This is a genomic window from Pseudomonas tremae (assembly GCF_001401155.1).
Taxonomy (GTDB): domain Bacteria; phylum Pseudomonadota; class Gammaproteobacteria; order Pseudomonadales; family Pseudomonadaceae; genus Aquipseudomonas; species Aquipseudomonas tremae.
Window position 1 is genome coordinate 113,372 of sequence record NZ_LJRO01000153.1, and the last position, 23,137, is coordinate 136,508.

At 59.6% G+C, this 23,137-nt stretch carries 18 protein-coding genes and 2 pseudogenes; 7 read left to right on the forward strand and 13 right to left on the reverse strand.

Annotation, left to right across the window (positions count from 1 at the left end; genetic code table 11):
- Positions 1–7 precede the first annotated feature (7 nt).
- The gene (queG, locus tag ALO43_RS10530; protein WP_024670387.1) at positions 8–1,096 is read left to right on the forward strand and encodes a tRNA epoxyqueuosine(34) reductase QueG; all 1,089 of its coding nucleotides are present in this window, start codon (positions 8–10) and stop codon (positions 1,094–1,096) included.
- Positions 1,097–1,204: 108 nt separating this feature from the next.
- Here queG and ALO43_RS10535 read toward each other — a convergent pair whose 3' ends face one another.
- Positions 1,205–1,816, reverse strand: coding sequence for a trimeric intracellular cation channel family protein (locus ALO43_RS10535; RefSeq protein ID WP_005888502.1), 612 nt, complete (start codon positions 1,814–1,816; stop codon positions 1,205–1,207).
- A gap of 106 nt (positions 1,817–1,922) precedes the next feature.
- Positions 1,923–2,459: an oligoribonuclease gene (orn, locus tag ALO43_RS10540; RefSeq protein ID WP_005888500.1), complete on the reverse strand. Its 537-nt coding sequence runs from the start codon at positions 2,457–2,459 to the stop codon at positions 1,923–1,925.
- Positions 2,460–2,567: 108 nt separating this feature from the next.
- Between orn and rsgA the strand changes: the two genes are divergently transcribed.
- A complete protein-coding gene (gene rsgA, locus ALO43_RS10545; protein WP_024670389.1) occupies positions 2,568–3,599 on the forward strand; it encodes a small ribosomal subunit biogenesis GTPase RsgA in 1,032 nt (343 codons plus the stop codon).
- 61 nt (positions 3,600–3,660) lie between these two features.
- On the opposite strand, the gene motB is transcribed toward rsgA, so the two are convergent.
- Both motB and motA read right to left on the reverse strand, forming a co-directional pair.
- On the reverse strand, positions 3,661–4,710 hold the full coding sequence (motB, locus tag ALO43_RS10550; RefSeq protein WP_054989097.1) for a flagellar motor protein MotB: 1,050 nt from the start codon (positions 4,708–4,710) through the stop codon (positions 3,661–3,663).
- Positions 4,711–4,713: 3 nt separating this feature from the next.
- Positions 4,714–5,565 carry a flagellar motor stator protein MotA gene (motA, locus tag ALO43_RS10555; protein WP_005888494.1) on the reverse strand — a complete coding sequence of 284 codons (852 nt, stop codon included), beginning with the start codon at positions 5,563–5,565 and terminating at the stop codon, positions 4,714–4,716.
- 209 nt (positions 5,566–5,774) lie between these two features.
- On the opposite strand from motA, the gene ALO43_RS10560 reads away from it, so the two are divergent.
- The 4 genes and pseudogenes from ALO43_RS10560 (at position 5,775) to ALO43_RS10570 (ending at position 11,242) form a co-directional block, all read left to right on the forward strand.
- The gene (locus ALO43_RS10560) at positions 5,775–7,310 is read left to right on the forward strand and encodes an HDOD domain-containing protein (RefSeq protein WP_005888492.1); all 1,536 of its coding nucleotides are present in this window, start codon (positions 5,775–5,777) and stop codon (positions 7,308–7,310) included.
- 45 nt (positions 7,311–7,355) lie between these two features.
- Positions 7,356–8,168: pseudogene (locus ALO43_RS31395) on the forward strand (rhodanese-like domain-containing protein); the annotation flags it as partial.
- 165 nt (positions 8,169–8,333) lie between these two features.
- Positions 8,334–9,197: an archaetidylserine decarboxylase gene (asd, locus tag ALO43_RS31400; RefSeq protein ID WP_005888490.1), complete on the forward strand. Its 864-nt coding sequence runs from the start codon at positions 8,334–8,336 to the stop codon at positions 9,195–9,197.
- A 260-nt stretch (positions 9,198–9,457) separates the two neighbouring features.
- The gene (locus ALO43_RS10570) at positions 9,458–11,242 is read left to right on the forward strand and encodes a hypothetical protein (protein ID WP_024670390.1); all 1,785 of its coding nucleotides are present in this window, start codon (positions 9,458–9,460) and stop codon (positions 11,240–11,242) included.
- Between the two features lie 45 nt (positions 11,243–11,287).
- Here ALO43_RS10570 and serB read toward each other — a convergent pair whose 3' ends face one another.
- Entirely contained in the window at positions 11,288–12,502 is a 1,215-nt protein-coding gene (gene serB, locus ALO43_RS10575; protein WP_005888487.1) for a phosphoserine phosphatase SerB, read from the reverse strand.
- A 130-nt stretch (positions 12,503–12,632) separates the two neighbouring features.
- Here serB and ALO43_RS10580 point away from each other — a divergent pair, with 130 nt between their 5' ends.
- Positions 12,633–14,171 carry a HAMP domain-containing protein gene (locus tag ALO43_RS10580; protein ID WP_005888485.1) on the forward strand — a complete coding sequence of 513 codons (1,539 nt, stop codon included), beginning with the start codon at positions 12,633–12,635 and terminating at the stop codon, positions 14,169–14,171.
- A 259-nt stretch (positions 14,172–14,430) separates the two neighbouring features.
- Here ALO43_RS10580 and ALO43_RS10585 read toward each other — a convergent pair whose 3' ends face one another.
- From ALO43_RS10585 to ALO43_RS31405, 8 genes and pseudogenes are all read right to left on the reverse strand, one after another.
- A complete protein-coding gene (locus ALO43_RS10585; protein ID WP_024670392.1) occupies positions 14,431–15,126 on the reverse strand; it encodes a PqiC family protein in 696 nt (231 codons plus the stop codon).
- 183 nt (positions 15,127–15,309) lie between these two features.
- Positions 15,310–17,565: a DNA topoisomerase IV subunit A gene (gene parC / locus ALO43_RS10590; protein WP_005888481.1), complete on the reverse strand. Its 2,256-nt coding sequence runs from the start codon at positions 17,563–17,565 to the stop codon at positions 15,310–15,312.
- Positions 17,566–17,575: 10 nt separating this feature from the next.
- Positions 17,576–18,055, reverse strand: a complete 480-nt coding sequence (locus ALO43_RS10595; protein WP_162010119.1) for a retropepsin-like aspartic protease family protein — start codon at positions 18,053–18,055, stop codon at positions 17,576–17,578.
- Positions 18,056–18,093: 38 nt separating this feature from the next.
- Positions 18,094–19,068, reverse strand: a complete 975-nt coding sequence (locus ALO43_RS10600; RefSeq protein WP_005888478.1) for an esterase-like activity of phytase family protein — start codon at positions 19,066–19,068, stop codon at positions 18,094–18,096.
- Positions 19,068–20,972 carry a DNA topoisomerase IV subunit B gene (gene parE, locus ALO43_RS10605; RefSeq protein ID WP_005888477.1) on the reverse strand — a complete coding sequence of 635 codons (1,905 nt, stop codon included), beginning with the start codon at positions 20,970–20,972 and terminating at the stop codon, positions 19,068–19,070. Before parE ends, ALO43_RS10600 begins: the two co-directional genes overlap by 1 nt.
- A gap of 75 nt (positions 20,973–21,047) precedes the next feature.
- Positions 21,048–21,665: a YqiA/YcfP family alpha/beta fold hydrolase gene (locus tag ALO43_RS10610; protein WP_054997474.1), complete on the reverse strand. Its 618-nt coding sequence runs from the start codon at positions 21,663–21,665 to the stop codon at positions 21,048–21,050.
- Between the two features lie 91 nt (positions 21,666–21,756).
- Positions 21,757–22,563, reverse strand: coding sequence for a 3',5'-cyclic-AMP phosphodiesterase (gene cpdA / locus ALO43_RS10615; protein ID WP_083492151.1), 807 nt, complete (start codon positions 22,561–22,563; stop codon positions 21,757–21,759).
- Between the two features lie 87 nt (positions 22,564–22,650).
- Positions 22,651–22,956 (reverse strand): annotated as a pseudogene (locus ALO43_RS31405) (hypothetical protein); the annotation flags it as partial.
- Positions 22,957–23,137: the final 181 nt, after the last annotated feature.

The following is a 23,137-nucleotide window of genomic DNA, read 5'->3' on the forward strand; positions in this document are numbered from 1 at the left end:
TCTGCGCATGTCCGCTATTACTGCTGTACTTCCTACTTCCGATGATCTTGCCGCACTCGCCTTGTCTATCAAGGCGTGGGGGCGTGAGCTGGGCTTTCAGGAAGTCGGGATCAGCGGCCTCGACCTGGCAGAGCACGAGCAGCACCTGCAGCGCTGGCTCGATGAGGGTTATCACGGCGAAATGGACTATATGGCAGCCCATGGCAGCAAACGTTCCCACCCCGATGAGTTGGTACCGGGGACGTTGCGCGTGGTGTCGCTACGCATGGATTACCTGCCAGGCGACAGCGAAATGGCCCAGCGCCTTGCTGAGCCGGAAAAAGCCTACGTTTCGCGCTACGCCCTGGGCCGTGACTACCACAAACTGATTCGCAAACGCTTGCAGCAACTGGCCGAGCGCATTCAGCAGGCCATCGGCCCTTTCGGTTTCCGCGCATTCGTGGACAGCGCACCTGTGCTTGAAAAAGCTATTGCACAACAGGCCGGACTGGGCTGGATCGGCAAGAACACACTGGTCTTGAACCGCAAGGCGGGCAGCTTCTTTTTTCTCGGCGAGCTGTTTGTCGATATTCCGCTGCCGGTCGATGCACCTCATGCCACTGAACACTGCGGTCGCTGCACTGCCTGCCTGGACATCTGCCCGACTGCAGCTTTTGTAGGGCCTTACGTGCTGGACGCGCGGCGCTGTATTTCCTATCTGACCATCGAGCTGAAGACGGCTATTCCTGAAGAGCTGCGCCCCTTGATCGGCAACCGGGTGTTCGGTTGCGACGATTGCCAGATTGCCTGCCCATGGAACCGCTTCGCCCGGCCGACAGACCAGCGTGACTTTCAGCCGCGCCACAATCTGGATAACGCAGGCCTGGCCGAGTTGTTTTTATGGGATGAAGAGACATTTCTCGCCAACACCGAAGGCTCGCCCCTGCGCCGCGCCGGCTATGAACGCTGGCTACGTAACCTGGCCGTTGGCCTGGGCAATGCGCCCTCCACCATACCGGTGATCGAAGCCCTGCAAGCAAAGCGCGACTACCCGTCGGAACTGGTCAGAGAACACGTGGAGTGGGCGTTGCAGCGGCATGGGTTGGCGCCACTTTAAATTTGCGACGCGGCGAGAAGTTTTGACGCGGGGCGTCACGAAATGCATCCCCACGCTGGAGTGAGGAACGATAGTCCTCGAACTATCGTGCGTAAGCTCTGCGTCCTCTTAAGGCTCGTCTTTATAGACGAACTTGGGCATCTCCCAGTGGAAACGAATGGCCAGCAAGCGCAGCAGCAGACCACCGAACAAGGTGATCAGCACGGCCTGCTCGTTTGGCAATTGCAGGTACTGGCACAGTAGAAAACACCACGCGGCCAGAAACGAAACGCTGGCATACAGCTCGCGGCGGAATATAAGAGGGATGTCGTTGCAGAAGATGTCGCGCAGGATGCCGCCGAATACCCCGGTGATGACGCCGCACACTGAGGCAATCAGCAGCCCGTGCCCCGCCTCCAGTGCGGTCATGCAGCCGATAAGGGTGAAGGCCACCAGCCCCAGGGCGTCGAGCACCAGAAACAGGGAGCGCAAGTGGCGCATCAACGGGGCGATAAAGATCGTCACCAAGGCCGCCACACTGGTCAGCACCAGGTATTCCGGATGTTTCACCCAAGTCAGCGGATAGTGGCCGATCAGCACGTCGCGCACTGAACCACCGCCCAGCGCAGTGACGCAGGCGATCAGTACTACACCGAACCAGTCCATGCCGCGTCGACCGGCAGACAAGGCGCCCGTCATGGCTTCAGCAGTGATGGCGATCAGATAAAGCATCAGCAACATGGCGGCGACTCTGCGAAAAAGGCGCGCAGTCTAACCAGCGAACCTGCGCACTGAAAGAGTGCAGCGAAGATTAATCACCGCACACCGATGCCTTGCTTTCACTCGATCACGGCTTGATGAAATGCTCTCGGTAGAAACGCAACTCGGCAATCGACTCGCGAATGTCATCCAGCGCAAGATGCGTGCTGCCCTTCTTGAACTTGAGCTCGGGGGACCAGCGAGCAGCCAGTTCCTTGAGGGTCGAGACGTCGAGGTTGCGGTAGTGGAAGTAGTTTTCGAGCGTCGGCATGTGACGATAAAGGAAGCGACGATCCTGACAGATGCTGTTACCGCAGATCGGCGAACTGCGCTCGGGCACCCACAGCTTGATGAATTCCAGAGTCTGCGCCTCAGCGTCAGCCATGCTGATGGTGCTTTCGCGCACGCGCTGGGTCAGGCCAGAACCGCCGTGCTGGCGCGTATTCCACTCGTCCATCTTTGCCAGCGTCTCGTCGCTTTGATGCACGGCGATCACCGGCCCTTCGGCCAGTGTGTTGAGCTCACTGTCCGTGATAATCGTGGCCATTTCGATGATGACATCGGTATCAGGGTCCAGACCGGTCATTTCCAGATCGATCCAGATCAGGTTCTGCTTGTTCTGCATGTGTCGACTCCTCAGCGTAGGCGCGCAGTTTAGCTCACCCTGCCGTGCTAGACTCCTGCCGATCCAACGTACTGCTTAATTCATCGGTTACATCACATCGGAACACCCATGGCCAAACGCCAACTCAATCGACGTCAGAACTGGCGCATCGAAAAAATTCAGGGCGAGCGTGCTGCACGTGCAGCAAAACGCGAGTCCGTTACACTCGAAACACTGGAAGGCGGCGACCTCGGTCCCGAGCAGACAGGCCTGGTCATTGCCCACTTCGGCGTACAGGTTGAAGTAGAGGCCCAGGAAGGCGAGACAGCCGGCCAGATATTCCGCTGTCACCTGCGTGCCAACCTGCCTGCATTGGTTACTGGCGATCGCGTGGTCTGGCGGGCCGGCAATCAGGGCATCGGCGTGATCGTCGCGCAACTGCCCCGCTCCACCGAACTGCGCCGTCCGGATTCCCGCGGGCAGCTCAAGCCCGTGGCCGCCAACGTCGATCTGATTGTGATCGTCTTTGCGCCGATGCCCGAGCCGCATGCCAACCTGATTGACCGTTACCTTGTCGCCGCCGAGCATGCCGGGATTCATCCGCTGCTGCTGCTAAACAAAGCCGACCTCATCGACGAGCAGAACGCGCCGGCGCTGAATGCGCTGCTCGCGGTCTATCGCACGCTGGGCTATCCGGTGCTGGAAGTGTCCGCGCACCAAGGCGATGGCATGCAGAAGCTGCAAAGCCAGCTTGATGGCCATATCAGCGTATTCGTCGGGCAGTCCGGTGTCGGTAAGTCCTCGCTGGTCAACAGCCTGCTGCCGGAAACCGATACGCGGGTCGGGCCTTTGTCCGAGGTGTCCGGTCAGGGCACGCACACGACCACCACCGCACGCCTGTTTCACTTCCCGCGTGGTGGCGACTTGATCGACTCACCCGGTATTCGTGAGTTTGGCCTGGGCCACGTCAGCCGAGCCGACGTCGAAGCCGGTTTCATCGAGTTCAATGACCTGATCGGCACCTGCCGCTTCCGCGACTGCAAGCATGACCGCGAACCGGGTTGTGCCTTGCTCAAGGGTCTGGAAGACGGCCGCGTGCAACAGCAGCGCATGAACAGCTATCGCTCGATCATTGCCAGCCTGCCGCAAGACAGTTACTGACGGCTGAAACCGCACACACAAAAACGCCGCGATGATCGCGGCGTCTTTGTATCTGTGCGGATCAGTTCTGGGCCGGCTCTACTCGCAGCTTGCCATCATCGAAAATGTTCAGCTTCTGCCGAATCTCGTGCGGCTGAGCATACGCCTGCGGGTCGGCCGGTGTTGCTGTGGAAGCCCCCGGAATACCCGGAATACCCGGAGCAGCAGGCGCTGCGGGCGTAACCGGTGCTGCTGGCGCAGGCTTGGCTGGCGCTCCACCGGAGTTCTGATCACCTTCAATACGGTGCTGGGCCTTTTTGGTCAGGACCACGATATCGATGCGGCGGTTGACCGGATTGGTTGGGTTCTCGTGGTCATAAAGCGCCGACGAGGCATAACCCACCACCCTTGCCACCTGTGCATCCGGGTACGTCCCGGCGACCAATGCCCGGCGTGCAGCGTTCGCGCGGTTGGCCGACAGCTCCCAGTTGCCGAAGCCGCCACTGCCCACAAAAGGCGTTGCATCTGTATGACCGCTGATACTGACCTTGTTCGGCACGCTTTTGATGGTGTCGGCCAGCGCCAGCAGAATGTCCTCGAAATACGGTTTGAGCCGGGCGCTACCCGAGTCGAACATGGGCCGATTTTCGGCATCCATGATCTGGATACGCAAGCCGTCCTGCGTGATCTCGAACAGAATCTGGTCCTTGAACTTCTGCAGTTGCGGGTTTTCCTCGACCTTGTTCTGCAGTTCCTGCAGCAGCATCTCCAGACGCTCCTGCTCGACCGCTTCGGCCTTGGTCTCGGATGTCTCTGCCTCAATGGGCACAGTGTCCGGCGAAGGCGTGGTCTGCACCTCGGGATTGAGGGTCTGGTTCGGCGACATTTCCGGCGAACCACCCAGGTCGATCACATAGGGCGAACCACTGTCCGAGAAGCCGACCGGGTCCTTGAAGTAGCCAGCGACCGCGAGCAATTGCTCGGGCGTGGCAGACGACATCAGCCACAGCACCAGAAAGAACGCCATCATCGCAGTCGCGAAGTCGGCAAAGGCGATTTTCCAGGCGCCGCCGTGATGTCCGCCACCGAAGCGCTTTACGCGCTTGATGATAATCGGCTGATTATTTTCCATGACTTAGCGACCGCGAACCGCTTGTTCCAGCTCGCTGAAGCTGGGGCGATGCAGTGGATAAAGAACCTTGCGACCGAACTCGACGGCCAGCGAAGGCGGCATGCCGGAAGCCGAAGCCACCAGCGACGCCTTGATGCTTTCATAGACGTTCATTTCTTCCTTGGCATCGTGCGCAAGGCTGGTGGCCAGCGGACCGAAGAAGCCGTAAGCCGCGAGAATACCGAAGAATGTACCGACCAGCGCCGCACCTACGTGCATACCGATCGCAGCCTTGTCGCCCGAACCCAGCGACGCCATCGTTACTACGATACCCAGTACTGCCGCCACGATACCGAAACCGGGCATGCCATCTGCGACACCGGTGACGGCATGGGATGGATGCTCGAGCTCTTCTTTCATGCTCAGCAGTTCCATGTCGAACAGGCCTTCCAGCTCGTGGGGCGCCATGTTGCCGGACGACATGATGCGCAGGTAATCGCAGATGTACGCGGTCATGCGCTCATCTTTCAGGACACCCGGGTATTTGGTGAAAATCGGGCTGGAGGCGGCGTCTTCGATATCCCCTTCAATCGCCATCATGCCTTCACGACGGCTCTTGTTGAGGATCTCGTAGACCAGACCCAGCACCTCAAGGTAATAGGCGTGAGTGAAGCGACTGCCGAACATCTTCAGCGACTTCTTGAACACGTGCATGAACATGTAGCCAGGGTTGGCCTGGAGGAATGCGCCCAGCGCAGCACCGCCGATGATCAAGACCTCATAGGGCTGGAACAGCGCCATGATCTTGCCATGGGACAGCACGTATCCGCCGAGGATGCTCGCGATGACGACAATGATGCCGATGATTTTAGCCATAGGAGAAAATACTTTACTAAGAGTCGGGTTCAGGGACAGTGCGGAAGTTCATGAATCTCTTCTTCTCCTTATCGGCCCATCTGGGCCAGACTATAGCCGGTTCTCGTGAAAAACCCATTTCGCCTGCCGAATCAACAGGTGAAAATGGCCGTTCCACCCAGCACACTGGCAGTCTTCCCGCCCGGATAATCAGTCGCACAGGCCATCCAATGCCGACAGCACATACATCGCATCATCTTGTTCCGAAGACGCTCGACGCCTGGGTCAAACAGCTTGACGGTATCGCGTTGCCAGTCCCTGCCGCCAATCACGCGCATGTGCGTTCCGCACTCAACGACAGCCGCCGTTCGCTGCGTGACATTGCCGAGATGATGCAGGAAAGTCCTGCACTGGTGCTGAGCGTGATGCGCGAGGCAAACCATCACACGCACGGCATGACCGAGCAGGCCGAGAGCCTGGAAATCGCGATCAACCGTCTGGGCCTGGCGCGCACCGAAGTCCTTTTAGGACGCCTGCCGGCCAAACCACCTGAAGAGATTCCTGCCGCTTACCGCCAACTGATACTGGTCAGCCAACACGCCACGCAACAGGCCAACGGGCTGTTTGCCAGCCGTCTTGCGCGGCTGTGGCAGGACATCCATCTGGGCAGCCTGTTGTTTCTCGCGCCGCTCTGGCCAATGGCATTGGCGTACCCGAAACTGCTGGAAGAGCTTGAGTTGCGAGTTATCCACAAGGGGCACTCCAGCGTTGCAGTAGAAAAAGAGCTGTTCGGCGTCAACTTGCTGGAACTGTGTCTGGCGCTGGCCGAATTCTGGCGACTGCCGGTGTGGGTCACACGTGGCTACAAGTTGCTGATCAACGAACGTCACGAACTGGCCAGAGCGCTGCGCATTGCGCGCGAGGGCCGCAGCCCGCTGGAACAGCAACAGCTGATGGACGCCGACCCCAATCTTCGACGCTGGCTTAATCAGCCCGCCAATACCGTGCTGCTCGGCAACGGCCTGGCGCTGGCAGCACAACAGGCCTGGAACAGTCCGCATTGCCTGCGCTGGGAGCGCCTGACCAGCCTTTATCTGCAACAACCGCTCGATGAGGTGCAGCAACAGGCGCACCAGAACGCGGCTGGCAGTGCCCGCATTCATGCGGAGAACGATCTATGGCACCCTGCCGAATCATTGATCTGGCCCTGGGATGCGCGTCGCGTGAGACGCGATAACGAGCCCGCCCCGCCGCCCTCGGCAGACGCCTTGCAATTGTGGCGCAAGAACTGCGCAGAACTGCTCCAGGAGCCGACGCCGTTCATTAACGCCATGCACCTGACAACCTCGGCTCGCGATGCCTTCATGGCCTGCGGCATGGAGCGAGTCATGCTGTTGATGCTGGACAAGACGTCATCCGTGCTGCGCGTCAATCAACTTGCCGGCCTGCCCCAGGAAACAGCCGCCTTGCAGCTTTTCGTCAAGGAAAGCACGGTGTTGCAACGCCTGTTGACTCAGCCGACGCAACTGCGCATGACACCTGCCAACAATGCCCAATTCGCAGCGCTGCTGCCTGCATCGCTCAAGGCATTGTTCAACGGCCAGCACTGGTTGATTCGTTCGCTGAGCAACAATGGCAAAGTCATGCTGCTGGTCGTGGCCGATCAGGGCGGCGGCGCGCTGTCGGAAATTTCCGTTCAGGCGTTCGGAAAAACCGCGCAATGTATTGAACGGGCTCTTGGCATCTTTAGTCATCGCAAAGCATGAGGCCTGGCGTACAATTCGCGTCTTTCTATTCATCGGAGGCTGCAAATGTCCGAATTCACTGGCTTGTCGCTGGTCATCGAACCCAACGATCTGCTTGAGCGTCTCGACGCCCCAGAACTGATTCTCGTGGATCTGACCAGCAGCGCTCGCTACGAAGCCGGGCATATTCGCGGTGCTCGCTTCGTCGACCCCAAACGCACCCAACTGGGCAAGCCGCCCGCCCCCGGTCTGCTGCCTGACACGGCCGGGCTGGAGCAGTTGTTCGGCGAGCTGGGGCACAATCCCGATGCGGTCTATGTCGTCTACGATGACGAAGGCGGCGGCTGGGCCGGCCGTTTCATCTGGCTCCTTGATGTCATTGGCCATCATCGCTATCACTACCTGGACGGTGGCGTTCTGGCCTGGGAAGCAGAATCGCTGCCCATGAGCACCGAGACTCCGCCTGCCGCAGGCGGCCCGGTCACACTGACGCTGCACGATGAGCCAACCGCCACCCGCGAATACCTGCAGAGTCGCCTTGGTGCAGACGACCTGGCGATCTGGGACGCGCGCGCGCCCACCGAGTATTCGGGCGAAAAAGTGGTCGCAGCCAGAGGCGGCCACATACCTGGCGCAGTCAATTTTGAATGGACCGCCGGCATGGACAAGGCGCGCAACCTGCGTATTCGTCAGGACATGCCGCAAATCCTGCGTGATCTGGGCATCACTCCCGACAAGGAAGTGATTACCCATTGCCAGACCCACCACCGGTCGGGCTTTACCTATCTGGTGGCAAAAGCGCTTGGCTATCCGAGGGTCAAGGCCTACGCAGGCTCTTGGGGAGAGTGGGGCAACCTGGCAGACACGCCGGTCGAAGTGCCAAACGCGGTTTCGGCGCCCGTTGACACAATTGATCTCACCAAACCAGCGGCACCTGTGCAGCCAGCCGAAACCGTCGAGCCTGTGCGCTCCAGTGAACCGGGCCGGACCTCTCAGAAATTTTCAGGGCATTCCTCTTCAGGACACTCTTCTTCAGGGCTATCAATGAAAGACCGTTTGTTTATTCTCAGTCAGTACCTGCTGCCACATCATCTGTTGTCCCGACTGGCCGGCTGCGTTGCCGAATGCCGAGTGCGCTGGTTCAAGAATGCCTTCACCGCCTGGTTCGCCCGCCGCTATCAGGTCGACATGTCTCAGGCGCTGGTCGAGGACTTGACGTCGTACGAGCACTTCAATGCCTTCTTCACCCGCGCACTGAAAGCCGATGCCCGTCCGCTGGACACTACACCCGGCGCGATTCTTTCCCCGGCCGACGGGGCAATCAGCCAACTGGGCCCGATCGACCACGGTCGCATCTTCCAGGCCAAGGGCCACAGCTACAGTGTCCTCGAGCTACTGGGCGGCGATCCAAAACTGTCTGCGCCTTTCATGGGCGGTGAGTTCGCCACTGTTTATCTGTCGCCGAAGGATTACCACCGCGTACACATGCCGCTGTCCGGCACGCTGCGCGAAATGGTCTACGTCCCGGGCCGAATCTTTTCGGTCAACCAGACCACTGCTGAAAACGTTCCGGAGCTGTTCGCCCGTAACGAGCGCGTGGTTTGCCTGTTCGATACCGAGCGCGGGCCTATGGCTGTAGTGCTTGTGGGCGCGATGATTGTGGCATCGGTCGAAACGGTCTGGGCCGGTTTGGTGACGCCGCCCAAGCGCGAATTGAAGACATTCAGCTACGATGAAGCAGCGCGTGCACCTATCCATCTGAAGACTGGCGAAGAAATGGGCCGCTTCAAACTTGGCTCCACGGTCATCGTGCTGTTTGGACCAGACCAGGTGAAATGGGCAGAACAACTGAAGGCCACTTCCAAAGTGCAGATGGGTCAGGCACTGGCGTTCCCAAAGCAAGCCTGATACCTGGCACCTGCCTGGAACTGAAAAATACATGGGCGCTGTCTGGACGGCAGCCCCATGCAAGGTCAGACTGGAAAGGGTGGCACAAAGCCACGCCTACTGCGCGACTGCAATGATGCTGGTAAAGTCACTCATTCGGTGCTGTAGGATACCTCGCACAATTGTGGCGTACCTCTGACATATCTGTGCGGCACGATGATGTCGCTTGCCCACTTTTTGTCGCCGCCCGTTCCAGTGAGTCGTTGGAGTCAGCCTTTCACATGAGTAATTTTAGCCTCCCACTGTTGTTGCGTGCCCCCACGCCAGCGCAGTCGAGCCTGACATTCTGTGAAGCCACGCCCCGCGACCTCAAACGCTGGATATCCAGGCTGCCCAAGGCAAACCTGGGGGAAATGGCACGTCAGCTCTATCAAGGGCTGACCGAGCTGAACCAGCTGATCACACCGAGCGAGAACCGTTTGCAGTTGCTGGAGCTGCTGCGGCCCGAGGTGTATTTCGTCTGTAAACACCTCGAACGTCATTTTCTCAATCAGGCCATCGTGCTCGACGAACGGCCACGCAAGGTCGCCAACCTCTGCCAGGCCCTGCAAAACCATCTGGCCACCGGTTACAAACAGATCATCCAGCAGGTAGCGTCTCGCTACACAAAAGATCAAGCCACACTGTTCGGCACCGCGCTGCAAAGAGCACTGCACGGGCTCAACGGGCCGTTGATTCGCGCCAATCAGCTTTACTGTCCGGTTCAGGACGGCCTCTGGCTCGAGCTGCATCAGATCTACCAGATCGCTCGCCAATACCAGTTGCACAACACGCTGATCGACGAACCGATGGCGCATCACACCAAAGCATTGAGCGTCGAGCAGACGTATGTAATCGCGCTGCTGATGGGCTGCTCGCGCTGTAATCAGATGCGCCAATTGAACATTGGCAAACTGGCCGACGCGCTGGAGGCCTGGAGCCCGCTGGTCAGGCTGCAATCGCCTGCGCAGGAAAGCAGTCTGTTCGCACTCGACCCGACGGTCGACAAGCCGCCGTTGTACCGCACCCTGTTCACGGACGAGCAATCCCAAGGGCTGCTGGGCATCAACACTCAGGCGCTGGCGGAAGCGATCAACCAGTACCTGGCCCTGCCCGACGACCAGCGCTCCCCTTCCAGGCTGCTGATCCCGACCGGTATCAATACCGACCTGTTGCAGCATCTGGCGGCGGCATGGGGTGACGTGGCAGAGCGTACGTTTCAGCGCACCGCAGGTCAGGGTACGCTCAAGCTGTGTATCGGCATGAGCGCGCTGCATTTTTATGTCGCAGGCCAAAAGTCATTCAGCGAACTGCTGCAACTGAGCAATACCACCAGTGCTGCGGACTTTTCGCTGAAGATTGTCAACGAGGCCGAGGAAGATCCCTGGTCTTCCGCTTTTGACACGCAGCGAGGCAATACCTCATCCGTCCTGTTGCCATACGAAGAGATCGAGTACCCGAAAAACGACGGCGACAGCGAATCCTCGTCCAACAGCCAGCACTCATTCCCCACGTACGACCTGAATATCGTCAACCATAGCCCGGGCGGTTATTGTCTGGCGTGGCAGAGAGAGGTGCCGCAACAGTTGCAGGCTGGCGAGCTGGTGGGTATTCAGGATGATTCGGGCCATGGCTGGAGCATCGCCATCGTGCGCTGGGTTCGCCAGGTGCGTAGCGGCGGCACGCAAATGGGCATCGAGCTGATCGCCCCGTTCGCCCAGCCATGCGGCATGCAACTGATTCGCGAGCAGCAGAACAGCCAGTACCTGCGGACCCTTATGCTGCCGGAAGTGCGCGCCATGGAAAAACCGCCCACCGTACTCGCACCGCGCCTGCCGTTTATGGAAGGCAGCAAGGTGATGATCAACGTCAACGGTGAAGAGCGCCGTGCCTCACTGAGCAACCGGCGCATCAGCAGCGCCAGTTACAACCAGTTCGAGTATCAGATTTACGAGGCGCCCAAGGCAGCCGTCAACGAGAAGTCGAAGCCCGGCCAAGAGTTCGACTCGTTATGGGGCACGCTGTAATCGTCGCAACCTATTGCGGTGTCACGACGATCTTCGGCGCCCGACTCAGCGCCGCCCTTCGCGATCGCGAAAGCCCAGTAGGTACAGCACCCCGTCAAGCCCCAGTGTCGAGATTGCCTGCCTGGCCGACTGTTTGACCAGCGGCTTGGCCCGGAAGGCCACACCCAGCCCGGCAATCGCCAGCATAGGCAAATCATTGGCCCCGTCGCCGACCGCGATGGTCTGCTCCAGGCTCAGGCCTTCCTTGTGCGCCAGCTCGCGCAGCAAGTCTGCCTTGCGCTGGGCATCGACGATGGGCTCGATAGCAACCCCGGTGACTTTGCCGTCGACCACTTCAAGTTCGTTGGCATACACATAATCGATGCCCAGCTTCGCCTGCAATTGTTTGGCGAAGTAGGTAAACCCACCTGACAGAATCGCTGTTTTATAACCCAGACGCTTGAGCTCGGCGAACAGGGTTTCAGCGCCTTCGGTCAGCCGCAGCGAAGCGCCGATGTCATCCAGCACGCTGACGTCCAGCCCCTTGAGCAGCGCCAGGCGCTCCTTGAAGCTTGCGCTGAAATCCAGCTCGCCGCGCATCGCTCGCTCGGTAATCTCGGAAACCTGTTCGCCGACGCCGGCGGCCTTGGCCAGTTCGTCGATCACTTCGGCTTCGATCAGGGTCGAGTCCATGTCGAACACCGCCAGACGGCGGTTGCGACGGAACAGGGAGTCCTGCTGGAAGGCGATATCGACGTTCAGCGCCTGTGCCACTGCCAGAAACTCAGCCTGCATGGCTTTCGGATCGGCCGGCTCGCCGCGCACCGTGAACTCGATGCAGCCTTTGCCTTTGTCGGCAGGCGTATCGAGCGGCATGCGACCGGACAGGCGATCGATCTGATCGATGTTCAGCCCGTACTTTGCCGTGATGGCGCTGACAGACTGCAATTGCTCGGCAGTCACTTTGCGGGTCAGCAGCGTCACGATATGGCGCGCCTTGCCCTGGCCGTCGACCCAGTGCTGGTAATCCTTTTCGGACACCGCGGTGAAACGCACCTGCTGATCCAGCTTGTAGGCTGTGAACAGGATGTCCTTGAGCACGGAAGAACCTTCGACGGTATCCGGAATTTCAACCAGGATGCCGAAAGACAGAGCGTCGTGGATCACCGCCTGACCAATATCGAGAATGTTCACGCCACCCTGAGCGAGGACGCCGGTAATGGCAGCGGTGAGACCGGGACGGTCTGCACCAGTGATGTTAATCAGGACGATTTCGCGCAAGGCGCACCCCCGCAGTGGAAAAAAACCGCATTCTAACCACTTTCAACGACCATCGGGCACAGGCAGCGCTTTGCCGCCACTGGGTCGCTCGTTATACTGCGCGACAACTTCACCGAAAGAGCCGTGCTCTGTGAACCGGCCCACGCCTGTTAAAACCGATAATTTCTTCCTGCTCATCTTTCGTGCCCTGCGTCATCGCCGTGTACCGATCGCTTTGCGCATTGCCAGCCATAACGTGATCCTGGTCGCTTTGGCGTTGGTGATCTACGCCGGTGTCATGGGTCTGCAGTTCAAGCAGGCCATGCATGAACAGGCTGACGCACTGGGGCAGGCCCTGACCACGCAGACGGCCACGTCGGCTACCGAACTGCTGGTGTCAAACGACATCCTCAGTCTCAACGTGCTGCTGGGCAATCTGGTCAAAAACCCGCTGGTGGCGCATGCCGCCATCTACAGCGTGGATAACCGCATTCTTGCGGAAGCCGGCCAGCGCCCGAAAAACGGGATTCTGGGTGAGGCTCAGGGCCTGTATGAAATCAAGATCACGTTCCAGGATGTGATGGCAGGGCACCTGCGCATCAGCCTCGACATGTCGCAGTTCCAGCAGCCAATGACCATCAGCCTGCAAAGCATGGGCATTCTGGCCGGTATTCTGCTGGCACTGGCGCTGGCCCTGAGCCTGCGTCTTGGCCGTCATATCTCTACGCCACTGATGCAGATGCGTATCTGGTTGCGCAACATTGACCCGTACACGCCGGCTACCGATCGTCAGGATGAAATCGGCGATCTCGCCCGGCAGTTGCGCAGTTCGTTCGCACCACCGGAACCCGAACCGGCGCCTGAACCCGAGTACGACGAAGACGAAGGCGACGACCCGTATCTGGAGCCTGAAGAAAGACCTGCACCGCCAGTGACGACACGCACCTCGACAGTCAGCGAGCCAAAGCCTCGTTTGCCGGCGCCGCCTGTGCAGCGCCGCATCGTTGCCGAGGAGGATGAAGAGGACGAGGAAGACCCGTTCGCAGACCTGCGCGACACGTCCGGCAATTCGCCAGCAGAGCGTCCGGCGGCTGCTCCGGTTGTTCAGCGCGAACCGCATGACAGCGCCGTGCTGGCCGTGCAGCTTGGCTCACAGGATCAACTGCGCCGCCTGCCTCGTGCGCGACTGAGCGAATTGCTGCAACGTTACCGCGACTGCCTCGATCAGGCCGCCTCGGTGTATGAGGGTGAGCTGCACACCTTGAATGACGGCAGCACCTTGATGCTGTTCCACAGCCATGAAAGCGGCGACGATTACCTGACCAATGCAATCTGCTGCGGTGAGTTGCTGCGGGCACTGAGTCACGCCTTGCAGATCGAAGTGGCGGACAGCGGCATCACTCTGCAATTGCAGCTGGGCCTGACCCTGGGTGAAAACCTGAGCGACCTGAGTCAGATCGACCTGTTGCTGACCGAAACCGCGCAGGACGCATTGGCGCTGTCTCAGCACAGCCGCAATCTGCTGCTGGTCGAACGCCGCATCAACGATGACCCGCTGATCCGCCAACGCGCCCGCATCCGTCCCATCGCCAGCCCCGAAGGCGCATGCTGCGTGGAACGTCTGATGGAGCCCTACCCGTCAATGCTCGAACGCCAACTGGCGCGCATGCACGACGCCAACAAAGCCTGACACCGACAGACGCCCACCTGCGTGGGCGTCTGAAACTCAGCGTTGTAACAAACCTGACTGACTCTCGTGCCGCTGCTCTGCGGAGGCACGACAGCATGCGCAGATCAGCCCCCCGCGCGATGTCCAACAGCCCCGCCCTTGTGGGAGCGGACTTGTCCGCGAATGGACTGTCAGCCCCCAAAAAAAAACACACATCAAAACCAAGACATGTCCCCAACAAAAAGCCCGCATCGCTGCGGGCTCTTTTGTCTGTCCGGTGCTAGAAGCGGAACACTTCAAGATCGGTACGTATCGGCGATGCCATCGGGATCCGTGGCCTGTCAGGCTCTTTGGCCTTGGCGACCGGAGCCTTTTTCGGCTCTTCGAGCGGCTGCCATGAGATCGGCTTGATCGCGGTGCTGACCTGATCGGCCAAGCGTTGCAGCAGCATGCCTTGCGCTTTGACCTGATCAGCAGAACTGCCGGCGTGAACCTGCTCGAGGTGCACCAGCCGGCTGTCGCGCACATGGCCCTTGCGATCCAGAAGGCGCCATTGCGCATCCAGAACAGCAGGCTGTTTGGCGCCGGAGTCCAGTCGGGTGATCGATAGCACGACCTGGACATCCGGTGTGAAATTGGCAACCGCAGGCGCCATCACAACGCGCTGGCTGTCCAGCTTCCAGGCCAGTTGACGCAGAAGCAACTGGTCGATATCCGAAGACAGATTGCCCGCCCACCGCCCGTCGGACGATGCAGTCAGGGTGCCGTCAGGCTGGCGTTGCAGAAGGGTTTCGCGTTGCAGATAGTCGGCCACCGAAACAGGACCCAGCAATACTGCCAGACCACTACTCTGTTTCGGCTGACCAGGCTCACCGCTATCGAGCTGATAAAGCGCGGTCGGCTGGCGCATACTGCAACCAGCCAGACCCAGGACGCCTGTCATCAGCAAGATCAGGGGAAGGCGTAGAAAATTCATCATCCCATCCAAGTGGCCGCCCACGGACTGGCCACGGTATAAGTGCTTTCAAGACGCATGCAGGCACTGAGCCACGCATGCACCCCAAGACCCCATATCATCCGTGAATATGCCATCTGACTCCAGCGATTATGCATCGTACTTCATGGCAAAACGAAGAACGCTGGTGCCAGATCAATGTTTTCAGCTATTTTCCACCAATAATGCGTCGACCCGCTGGAAGCCCCTTGGCAGTTTATTACCACGACGACCGCGCTCTCCCTTGTAATGTTCAAGATCTTCGGGCTTGAGCGACAGGGTTCGTTTGCCCGCCTGAAGTACAAGCGTAGCGCCCTGCGCGATCACCGCAAGATCAGTTACATATTCCTCGCGACTGGCGACCCGCTCGCCCGGAATACCAATGATCTTGTTGCCCTTGCCTTTGCCCAGCTGCGGCAAATCACTGATCTTGAAGACCAGCAGGCGTCCCTCGGTGGTCACTGCTGCCAGCCAGTTCTGCTCGCGGTCAGGCACAGGTCGCGGCAGGATGACCTTGGCACCGGCGGGCAGGCTCAACAGCGCCTTGCCAGCCTTGTTCTTGGCTTGCAGGTCTTCGCCCTTGACCACAAAACCGTAGCCTGCGTCGGAAGCGATCACGTACAGCGCGTCGTCTTCCGGCATCAATACACACTCGAACGTCGCGCCCGGCGGCGGTTGCAGCTTGCCCGTCAACGGTTCGCCCTGGCCGCGTGCGGACGGCAGGGTGTGGGCAGGCACCGAATAACTGCGACCGGTCGAGTCGATGAACACGGCAAACTGGTTAGAACGCCCTATCGATGAGGTTTTGAAACCGTCGCCCGCCTTATAGGAAAGCCCAGTGGCATCGATGTCATGGCCCTTGGCGCAGCGTACCCAGCCTTTTTCCGACAACACGACGGTCACCGGCTCGGTCGGCATCAGTTCATTTTCGGACAGCGCCTTGGCTTCGGCGCGAGCAACGATAGGCGAACGGCGATCATCGCCGTACGTTTCGGCATCAGCGATCAATTCGGCGCGCACCAGCTTGCGCAGCTTGGACTCACTGCCCAGCAGCGCCAGAAGCTTGGCTTGCTCCTTGCGCAATGCATCCTGCTCGCTGCGCAGCTTCATTTCTTCCAGACGCGCCAATTGGCGCAGTCGGGTGTCGAGGATGTAATCGGCCTGGATTTCGGTCAGGCCGAAACGCGCAATCAACTCGGCCTTTGGATGCTCGGCAGTACGGATGATATGGATCACTTCATCCAGATTCAGGTACGCCGTGAGCAAACCGTCCAACAGGTGCAGGCGATGCTCGACCTTGTCCAGACGGAACTGCAGACGCCGACGCACTGTACCGATGCGGAAGGTCAGCCACTCACTGAGCAGAGTCTTGAGGTTCTTGAGCTGCGGCTTGCCGTCCAGGCCGATGATGTTGATGTTCACCCGGTAGCTGGATTCCAGCTCGGTGGTGGCGAACAGATGCTGCATCAGCTCGTCCAGTTCAACCCGGTTGGAACGCGGGATGATCACGATACGGCAAGGGTTCTCGTGGTCCGACTCGTCACGCAGGTCGGCGACCATCGGCAGTTTCTTGGCCTGCATCTGCGCTGCGATCTGCTCCAGCACCTTGGCACCGGAAACCTGATGCGGCAGAGAAGTCACGACAATATCGCCATCTTCAATGCGATACACAGCCCGCATGCGCACCGAGCCACGACCGGTTTCGTAGATTTTCAGCAGGTCCGCGCGCGGCGTGATGATTTCTGCTTCAGTCGGGTAATCAGGCCCCAGAATGTGTTCGCACAGTTCTGGAATCGTGGCCTTGGGCTCATCCAGCAGGCGAACGCAGGCGCTGGCCACTTCACGCAGGTTATGCGGCGGCACATCAGTAGCCATGCCGACTGCAATGCCGGTAGTGCCGTTGAGCAGGATATTCGGCAAACGAGCAGGCAAAACTGCAGGTTCATCGAGGGTGCCGTCAAAGTTCGGCACCCAGTCAGCCGTGCCCTGGCCCAGCTCGCTGAGCAGCACTTCGGAGTAGCGCGAAAGGCGCGCCTCGGTATAACGCATGGCGGCGAAGGATTTGGGATCGTCCGGCGCACCCCAGTTCCCCTGCCCGTCAACCAGTGTGTAGCGATAGCTGAACGGCTGAGCCATCAGCACCATCGCTTCATAGCAGGCGGAGTCGCCGTGCGGGTGAAACTTGCCGAGTACGTCACCGACGGTACGCGCCGACTTCTTGTGCTTGGCGTCGGCGCCCAGACCCAGCTCGCTCATCGCATAGATAATGCGTCGCTGCACTGGCTTCAGGCCGTCGCCAATGTGCGGCAAGGCACGGTCCATGATCACGTACATGGAATAGTTGAGGTAGGCCTGTTCGGTGAAGTCAGCCAGCGATCGGCGTTCTACGCCGTCCAGGCTGAGGTCAAGGGAGTCGCTCATGCGGGCCTCATCATTTCGTTGACTGGCGCAGCAGCAAGTTACCGCCACGCTGTGTGAATTCGAGTTGTTTCATTGCGCTCATGCCCAGCAGCACCTGCTCGCCATCAAGGCCGGGGGCTATCAGCGCGCGTACGTTGTTCAGGACAATATCGCCCAGCTGCAAGCGGTCCAGCGTGGTGCGAAAACCCTGGCTATTACCGTTGGCGGTACTGACCGTAACCGGCAGACCGCGCTTGAGCCCCATGCGGTCAGCCATGTCGCCGGGTACGGCGACATCGGTCGCGCCGGTATCGATCATGAACTCCACCTCTCGGCCATTGATCTGGCCAGTACTGACGAAATGCCCTTGGCGATTACCCATCAGCTGCACTTCGATATAGCCGTCTCCGTGTTGCGAGGTCACGACAGCATTAGGGTTTTGCTGCCTGTCTTCCCAATCGCCGAAAAAGCGTGTCGCCAGAAACAGGCCAGCCGCCCAGGCCATGATCATCAATACCTTGCCAGCGCGCTTGCCGGGCTGTATCTCGCTCACTGACCTGCGCTCCAGCCGTCCTGTGGCGCCGCGAAGCGCCAGACAATCGGGCGCTTCTCGCCATCGGCGCGGGCACCAAAATTGTTGTCTATGCCGACCCATGCGCCGGTCGCATCAACCACCAGCGCCTCCGTCAGGCCATAAGGCTGATCGTAGCGTCGAGATGGCACCATCGCTTCATCGGCGAACGACCAGCAGCGTTCGACTTGACCGCTCTGAAGGTCACGCCGACAGATTCGGTACACTGCGCGCTCCAGCGTGAAAAGCTTGTCGTTGTACAGCGACAGGTCGGAAAAGTCCGTGGATACACTCTTGCCCCCCTGCTCTGCCGGCAGCCTGTCCTGGCCTGACTCGGAGAGCAACACGCAGCTCTGCCCACAGCTCCATTGCCGCCCATCAAGCCGCGTCATGAGCAAGCCGCGCTTCTCGCGTTCAGCAGCCAGCCAGATGCGGTCACCGGCAGGGCTCACGGCGATCCCTTCGAAGATGGCGTTGAAATGCTGCAGCATGCCTTGAGCGCGAGCCTGTTCGACCAGATCCTCGGGCAACGGCAGCCATGACGGCGCACCGCTGACCGGTACTTTGAGGACCGTGCCATAGGCTTCGCTGACCAGGTAGCGATTACCGGCAGAGTCACAACTGACACCTTCGAAATCCAGATCGCCGCCGCGCACCAGCGCCGAAACACGAGCGAGCACGCGCAAATCCAGCGGCAGAAAGCTTTGCGGCGAAGGCACGTCGATGCTTTGCGGCTCGGCTTTCCAGGTGTTTTCAGAGACATCAAGGCTGTAAAGCAGGCTGTCGTCACGGTCCGAAACGGTCCAGAGCCGACCGTTGCACATGGCCAGGCCCGAAAGGTTACCACCCACCATGCCGTCCACGGGATGCTCGGATTGCAGCTTCAGGACTTCAAGAGGGGCGGCGAAAACCGGCGCGACCACAAGAACCAGAAGAGCGAGCCAGGCTCGCATCAAGTCAGAACCTCGGCGAGGTTGCCCTTGGATTCGAGCCAGGACTTGCGGTCACCTGCACGCTTCTTGGCCAACAGCATGTCCATCATTTCCGACGTTGCCGCGTAATCGTCCAGCGTGAGCTGCACCAGACGCCGCGTATTTGGGTCCATGGTGGTTTCGCGCAGCTGCGGCGGGTTCATTTCACCCAAGCCTTTGAATCGGGTGACCTGTGGCTTGCCGCGCTTCTTCTCGGCTACGAGACGGTCGAGAATCCCGTCGCGCTCGCTTTCGTCCAGCGCGTAGTAGATTTCCTTGCCCAGATCGATCCGGTACAACGGCGGCATGGCGACATAGACATGGCCAGCATCGACCAGCGGACGGAAGTGCTGGACGAACAGCGCGCACAGCAACGTGGCGATGTGCAGCCCGTCCGAGTCGGCGTCGGCAAGGATGCAGATCTTGCCGTAACGCAGCTGGCTGATATCGGCAGCCCCTGGGTCGACACCGATGGCGACCGCAATGTTGTGCACTTCCTGACTGGCAAGCACTTCGCCGCCGTCCACTTCCCACGTGTTCAGGATCTTGCCACGCAACGGCAGGATCGCCTGGAATTCCTTGTCGCGCGCTTGCTTGGCCGAACCGCCTGCGGAATCACCTTCGACCAGAAACAGCTCGGAGCGCGCCGGGTCCTGACCGGCACAGTCGGCCAGCTTGCCGGGCAGCGCCGGCCCTTGAGTGATGCGCTTGCGTTCGACTTTCTTGCTGGCCTTGAGGCGACGACCGGCGTTGTTGATCGCCAGATCGGCCAGTTGCAGGCCAAGTTCCGAGTGAGTGTTGAGCCACAGACTGAAGGCGTCCTTGACCACGCCCGAGACGAACGCTGCCGCTTCACGCGACGACAGACGCTCTTTGGTCTGGCCGGAAAACTGTGGCTCCTGCATCTTCATCGAGAGGACGAAGGCAATGCGCTCCCAGACGTCTTCCGGCGCGAGCTTCACGCCACGCGGCAGCAGATTGCGGAACTCGCAGAACTCGCGCATCGCATCCAGCAAGCCCTGGCGCAAACCATTGACGTGAGTACCGCCCTGCGCCGTCGGGATCAGGTTGACGTAGCTTTCCTGAACACTGTCGCCCCCTTCCGGCAGCCAGAGCAGTGCCCAGTCGACAGCTTCCTTGTTACCGGCAAAACTGCCGCAGAAAGGCTCATCCGGCAGACGCAGGAAGTCTGTGACCGAGTCCTGCAGATAAGAGCGCAGACCGTCTTCGTAATGCCACTCGACTTTCTCGCCGCTGGATTTGTCTTCGAAACTGACCAGCAGGCCCGGGCAAAGCACAGCTTTGGCCTTGAGCACGTGTTTGAGACGGCTGACCGAGAATTTCGGGGTGTCGAAATACTTGGGATCAGGCGCGAAATACACGCTGGTGCCGGTATTGCGCTTGCCGACGGTGCCGATGACTGCCAGCTCAGTGGCCTTGTAGCCATCAGCGAAAGTCATTTCGTATTCGTTGCCATCACGCTTGACCCGCACCCGGACCTGGGTGGAGAGCGCGTTGACCACCGAAATCCCCACGCCGTGCAGGCCGCCGGAGAATTGATAGTTCTTGTTGGAAAATTTGCCGCCGGCGTGAAGCTTGGTCAGGATCAGTTCAACACCGGACACGCCCTCTTCCGGGTGTATATCCACCGGCATGCCACGACCGTCGTCGGACACTTCGAGCGAATTGTCGGCATGCAGGATGACCTGCACCGAGCGCGCGTGACCGGCCAGGGCTTCGTCGACGCTGTTGTCGATGACTTCCTGAGCCAAGTGATTGGGCCGCGAGGTGTCGGTGTACATGCCCGGACGTTTACGAACCGGATCGAGGCCCGAGAGGACTTCGATGGCGTCTGCGTTATAAGAGCTAGCGCTGGGATTGGCCATGGGTTCTCGTTATCAAGCTTTCATGAAATTTCGGGATTCAATGTTCTTGCATTCATGTGACCGGGCATCGATCACCTACAGTGCCGACAGGTCGATCGTCTGCAGTAGATCGGGTGCAAAGCCGGCAAAACTCAACAGCGCAGGCAGCCGCTCGGCAAACCCCTGAAAGCTGTGGTCACCGCCCGCCTGAATGCGCAGGGCGCAGGCCCGGTAAAACTTCTCGGCGCGACGGTAATCGAGCGTCTCGTCACCGGTCTGCAGCCACACTTGAAAGCGCTGCGGGTCTTGCGGCGCCGGGACTTCCAGCTCCGCCAGCGCCTGAATATGGTCTTCGGTCAGCTGCCATTGTTCGCCGGTGTACAGGTTCTGCTGCGTGCCGAGAAACCCGTCGAACAGCTGATGCGGGTTAACCGCCGGGTTGATCAGCACGGCCCTGAGGCCATGGCGCTGCGCCAAGTGAGTCGCATAGTAGCCGCCGAGCGAGCTGCCGACCAGCAATGGGCGGCCCAGTGTCTTTAGGGCGGACTCGAGTTGAAGCATGGCCTGACGCGGATGGTGATGCAGTTCAGGCACTTGCAGGCGATCTGCCAGGCCCAGCGATTTCATCAGCGCCACCAGCTGGCAGGCCTTTCTCGACAGGGCCGAGCTGTTCAGACCGTGGATATACAGCAATGAAGGTGTGTCGCTGGTCACGCTATCGCTCCAGGGTGCAGGGCAAAGCCGTGTAGTTTACAGGGAGTCACGCTACAACACCCCACCGGAAACGTGTCGACCTGCGCATTCTTCAATACCCTGTGCCGCCGTAGTCCACTTCGAACGCCATACCGGTCACGCGCGAAACTGCGGTTTCCAGGCGTCCATCGTCATGCAGCCGCAACCAGCGATAGCCCGGCGCCGAGGTATCCACCTTGAAGTCCACGCTGCCCGGCGCGAACTGAATGCAGGTAGAAGGAGATGCCAGCAGACGCAAGCCATTGCGCATCTCGTCGAACTCCTGATGCACATGCCCCCAGAGCACGGCCTTCACCTGCGCAAAGCGATCCAGCACCGCAAACAACGCATCGGCGTTGCGCAGGCCGATGGGCGCCATCCATTCACAGCCGATGGCCACCGGATGGTGATGCAGGCAGACCAGATGATGCCGGTCAGGCGCTTCGCTCAGCGATTTTTCCAGCAGCTGTAATTGTCCGGCAGCCAGAAAACCCGGCACCGAGCCAGGCACTGCCGAGTCCAGCAGTGTTATCCGCCATTGGCCGATATCAATCACAGGGTCCAGCAGGCCGTCGCGCTGTGCAACATGCTCCATCTGCGGCAATTCGTCGTGATTACCGGCGAACCACCGCGCAGGGGCAGCAATTTTCCCGCTTATCTGGCGAAACGCTTCGTAAGACTCGACGCTGCCATCCTGAGAAATATCTCCGCTGGCCACGACCAGATCAATCTGCGGCTGCTCAGCCAGCACCCGCTCAACGACTTTTCCCAGACTGTCTCGGGTGCTCATGCCCAGCAACGCCCCGTCCGCCTCGGCGAACAGGTGGCTGTCGGATAACTGGACCAGCAGGACTGACGATTCGGGGGCTGCGCTTGGCAAGACCGTCTCCCAGAGAGGATTCAGCGCGATTATGTGATGTGCCAGCGGGCGGGTAAACCGGGAATGTGGGTGCGAGTGATGATTGGTTCACATTTGTTGAGGTGCCCGGAGTTTAAGAGCAACACAAACAACCAGCAAAGCCGCCACTGTGCCTGCCAGTCCAGCACCCAAGAGATGACCCAGCAAGTATTCATAGGGCATCTAGGGCCGGATACATCCCGCAAACACTAGAACCAAAGCGATGCTGAGAACCATTCCTGCCAAATGGACGGTCCACGGAATGAGCCTTAGCGAAAAAATGCCGATGACCGTGCCGACAATGGATGCACATATAAAGTGTTCCCGCCGCAGGGCGCTGCCGATAAGGGACATCAATCCAACATAAAGGAAAAGTTGAAAATAACTCCAGAGAGAGAGACGCTATCCGGGCCCGAAGTCACCCATCGTGATGTCACGACAAGCGAATCAAGCCAACAGCCATTCAGGTAAGTTTCCACATAATGCACAAGTGCCGCCCGACTATAAGTTCAGGATAAATATAGGCCGTGACATTTAAAATTAAATGCTGACAAGG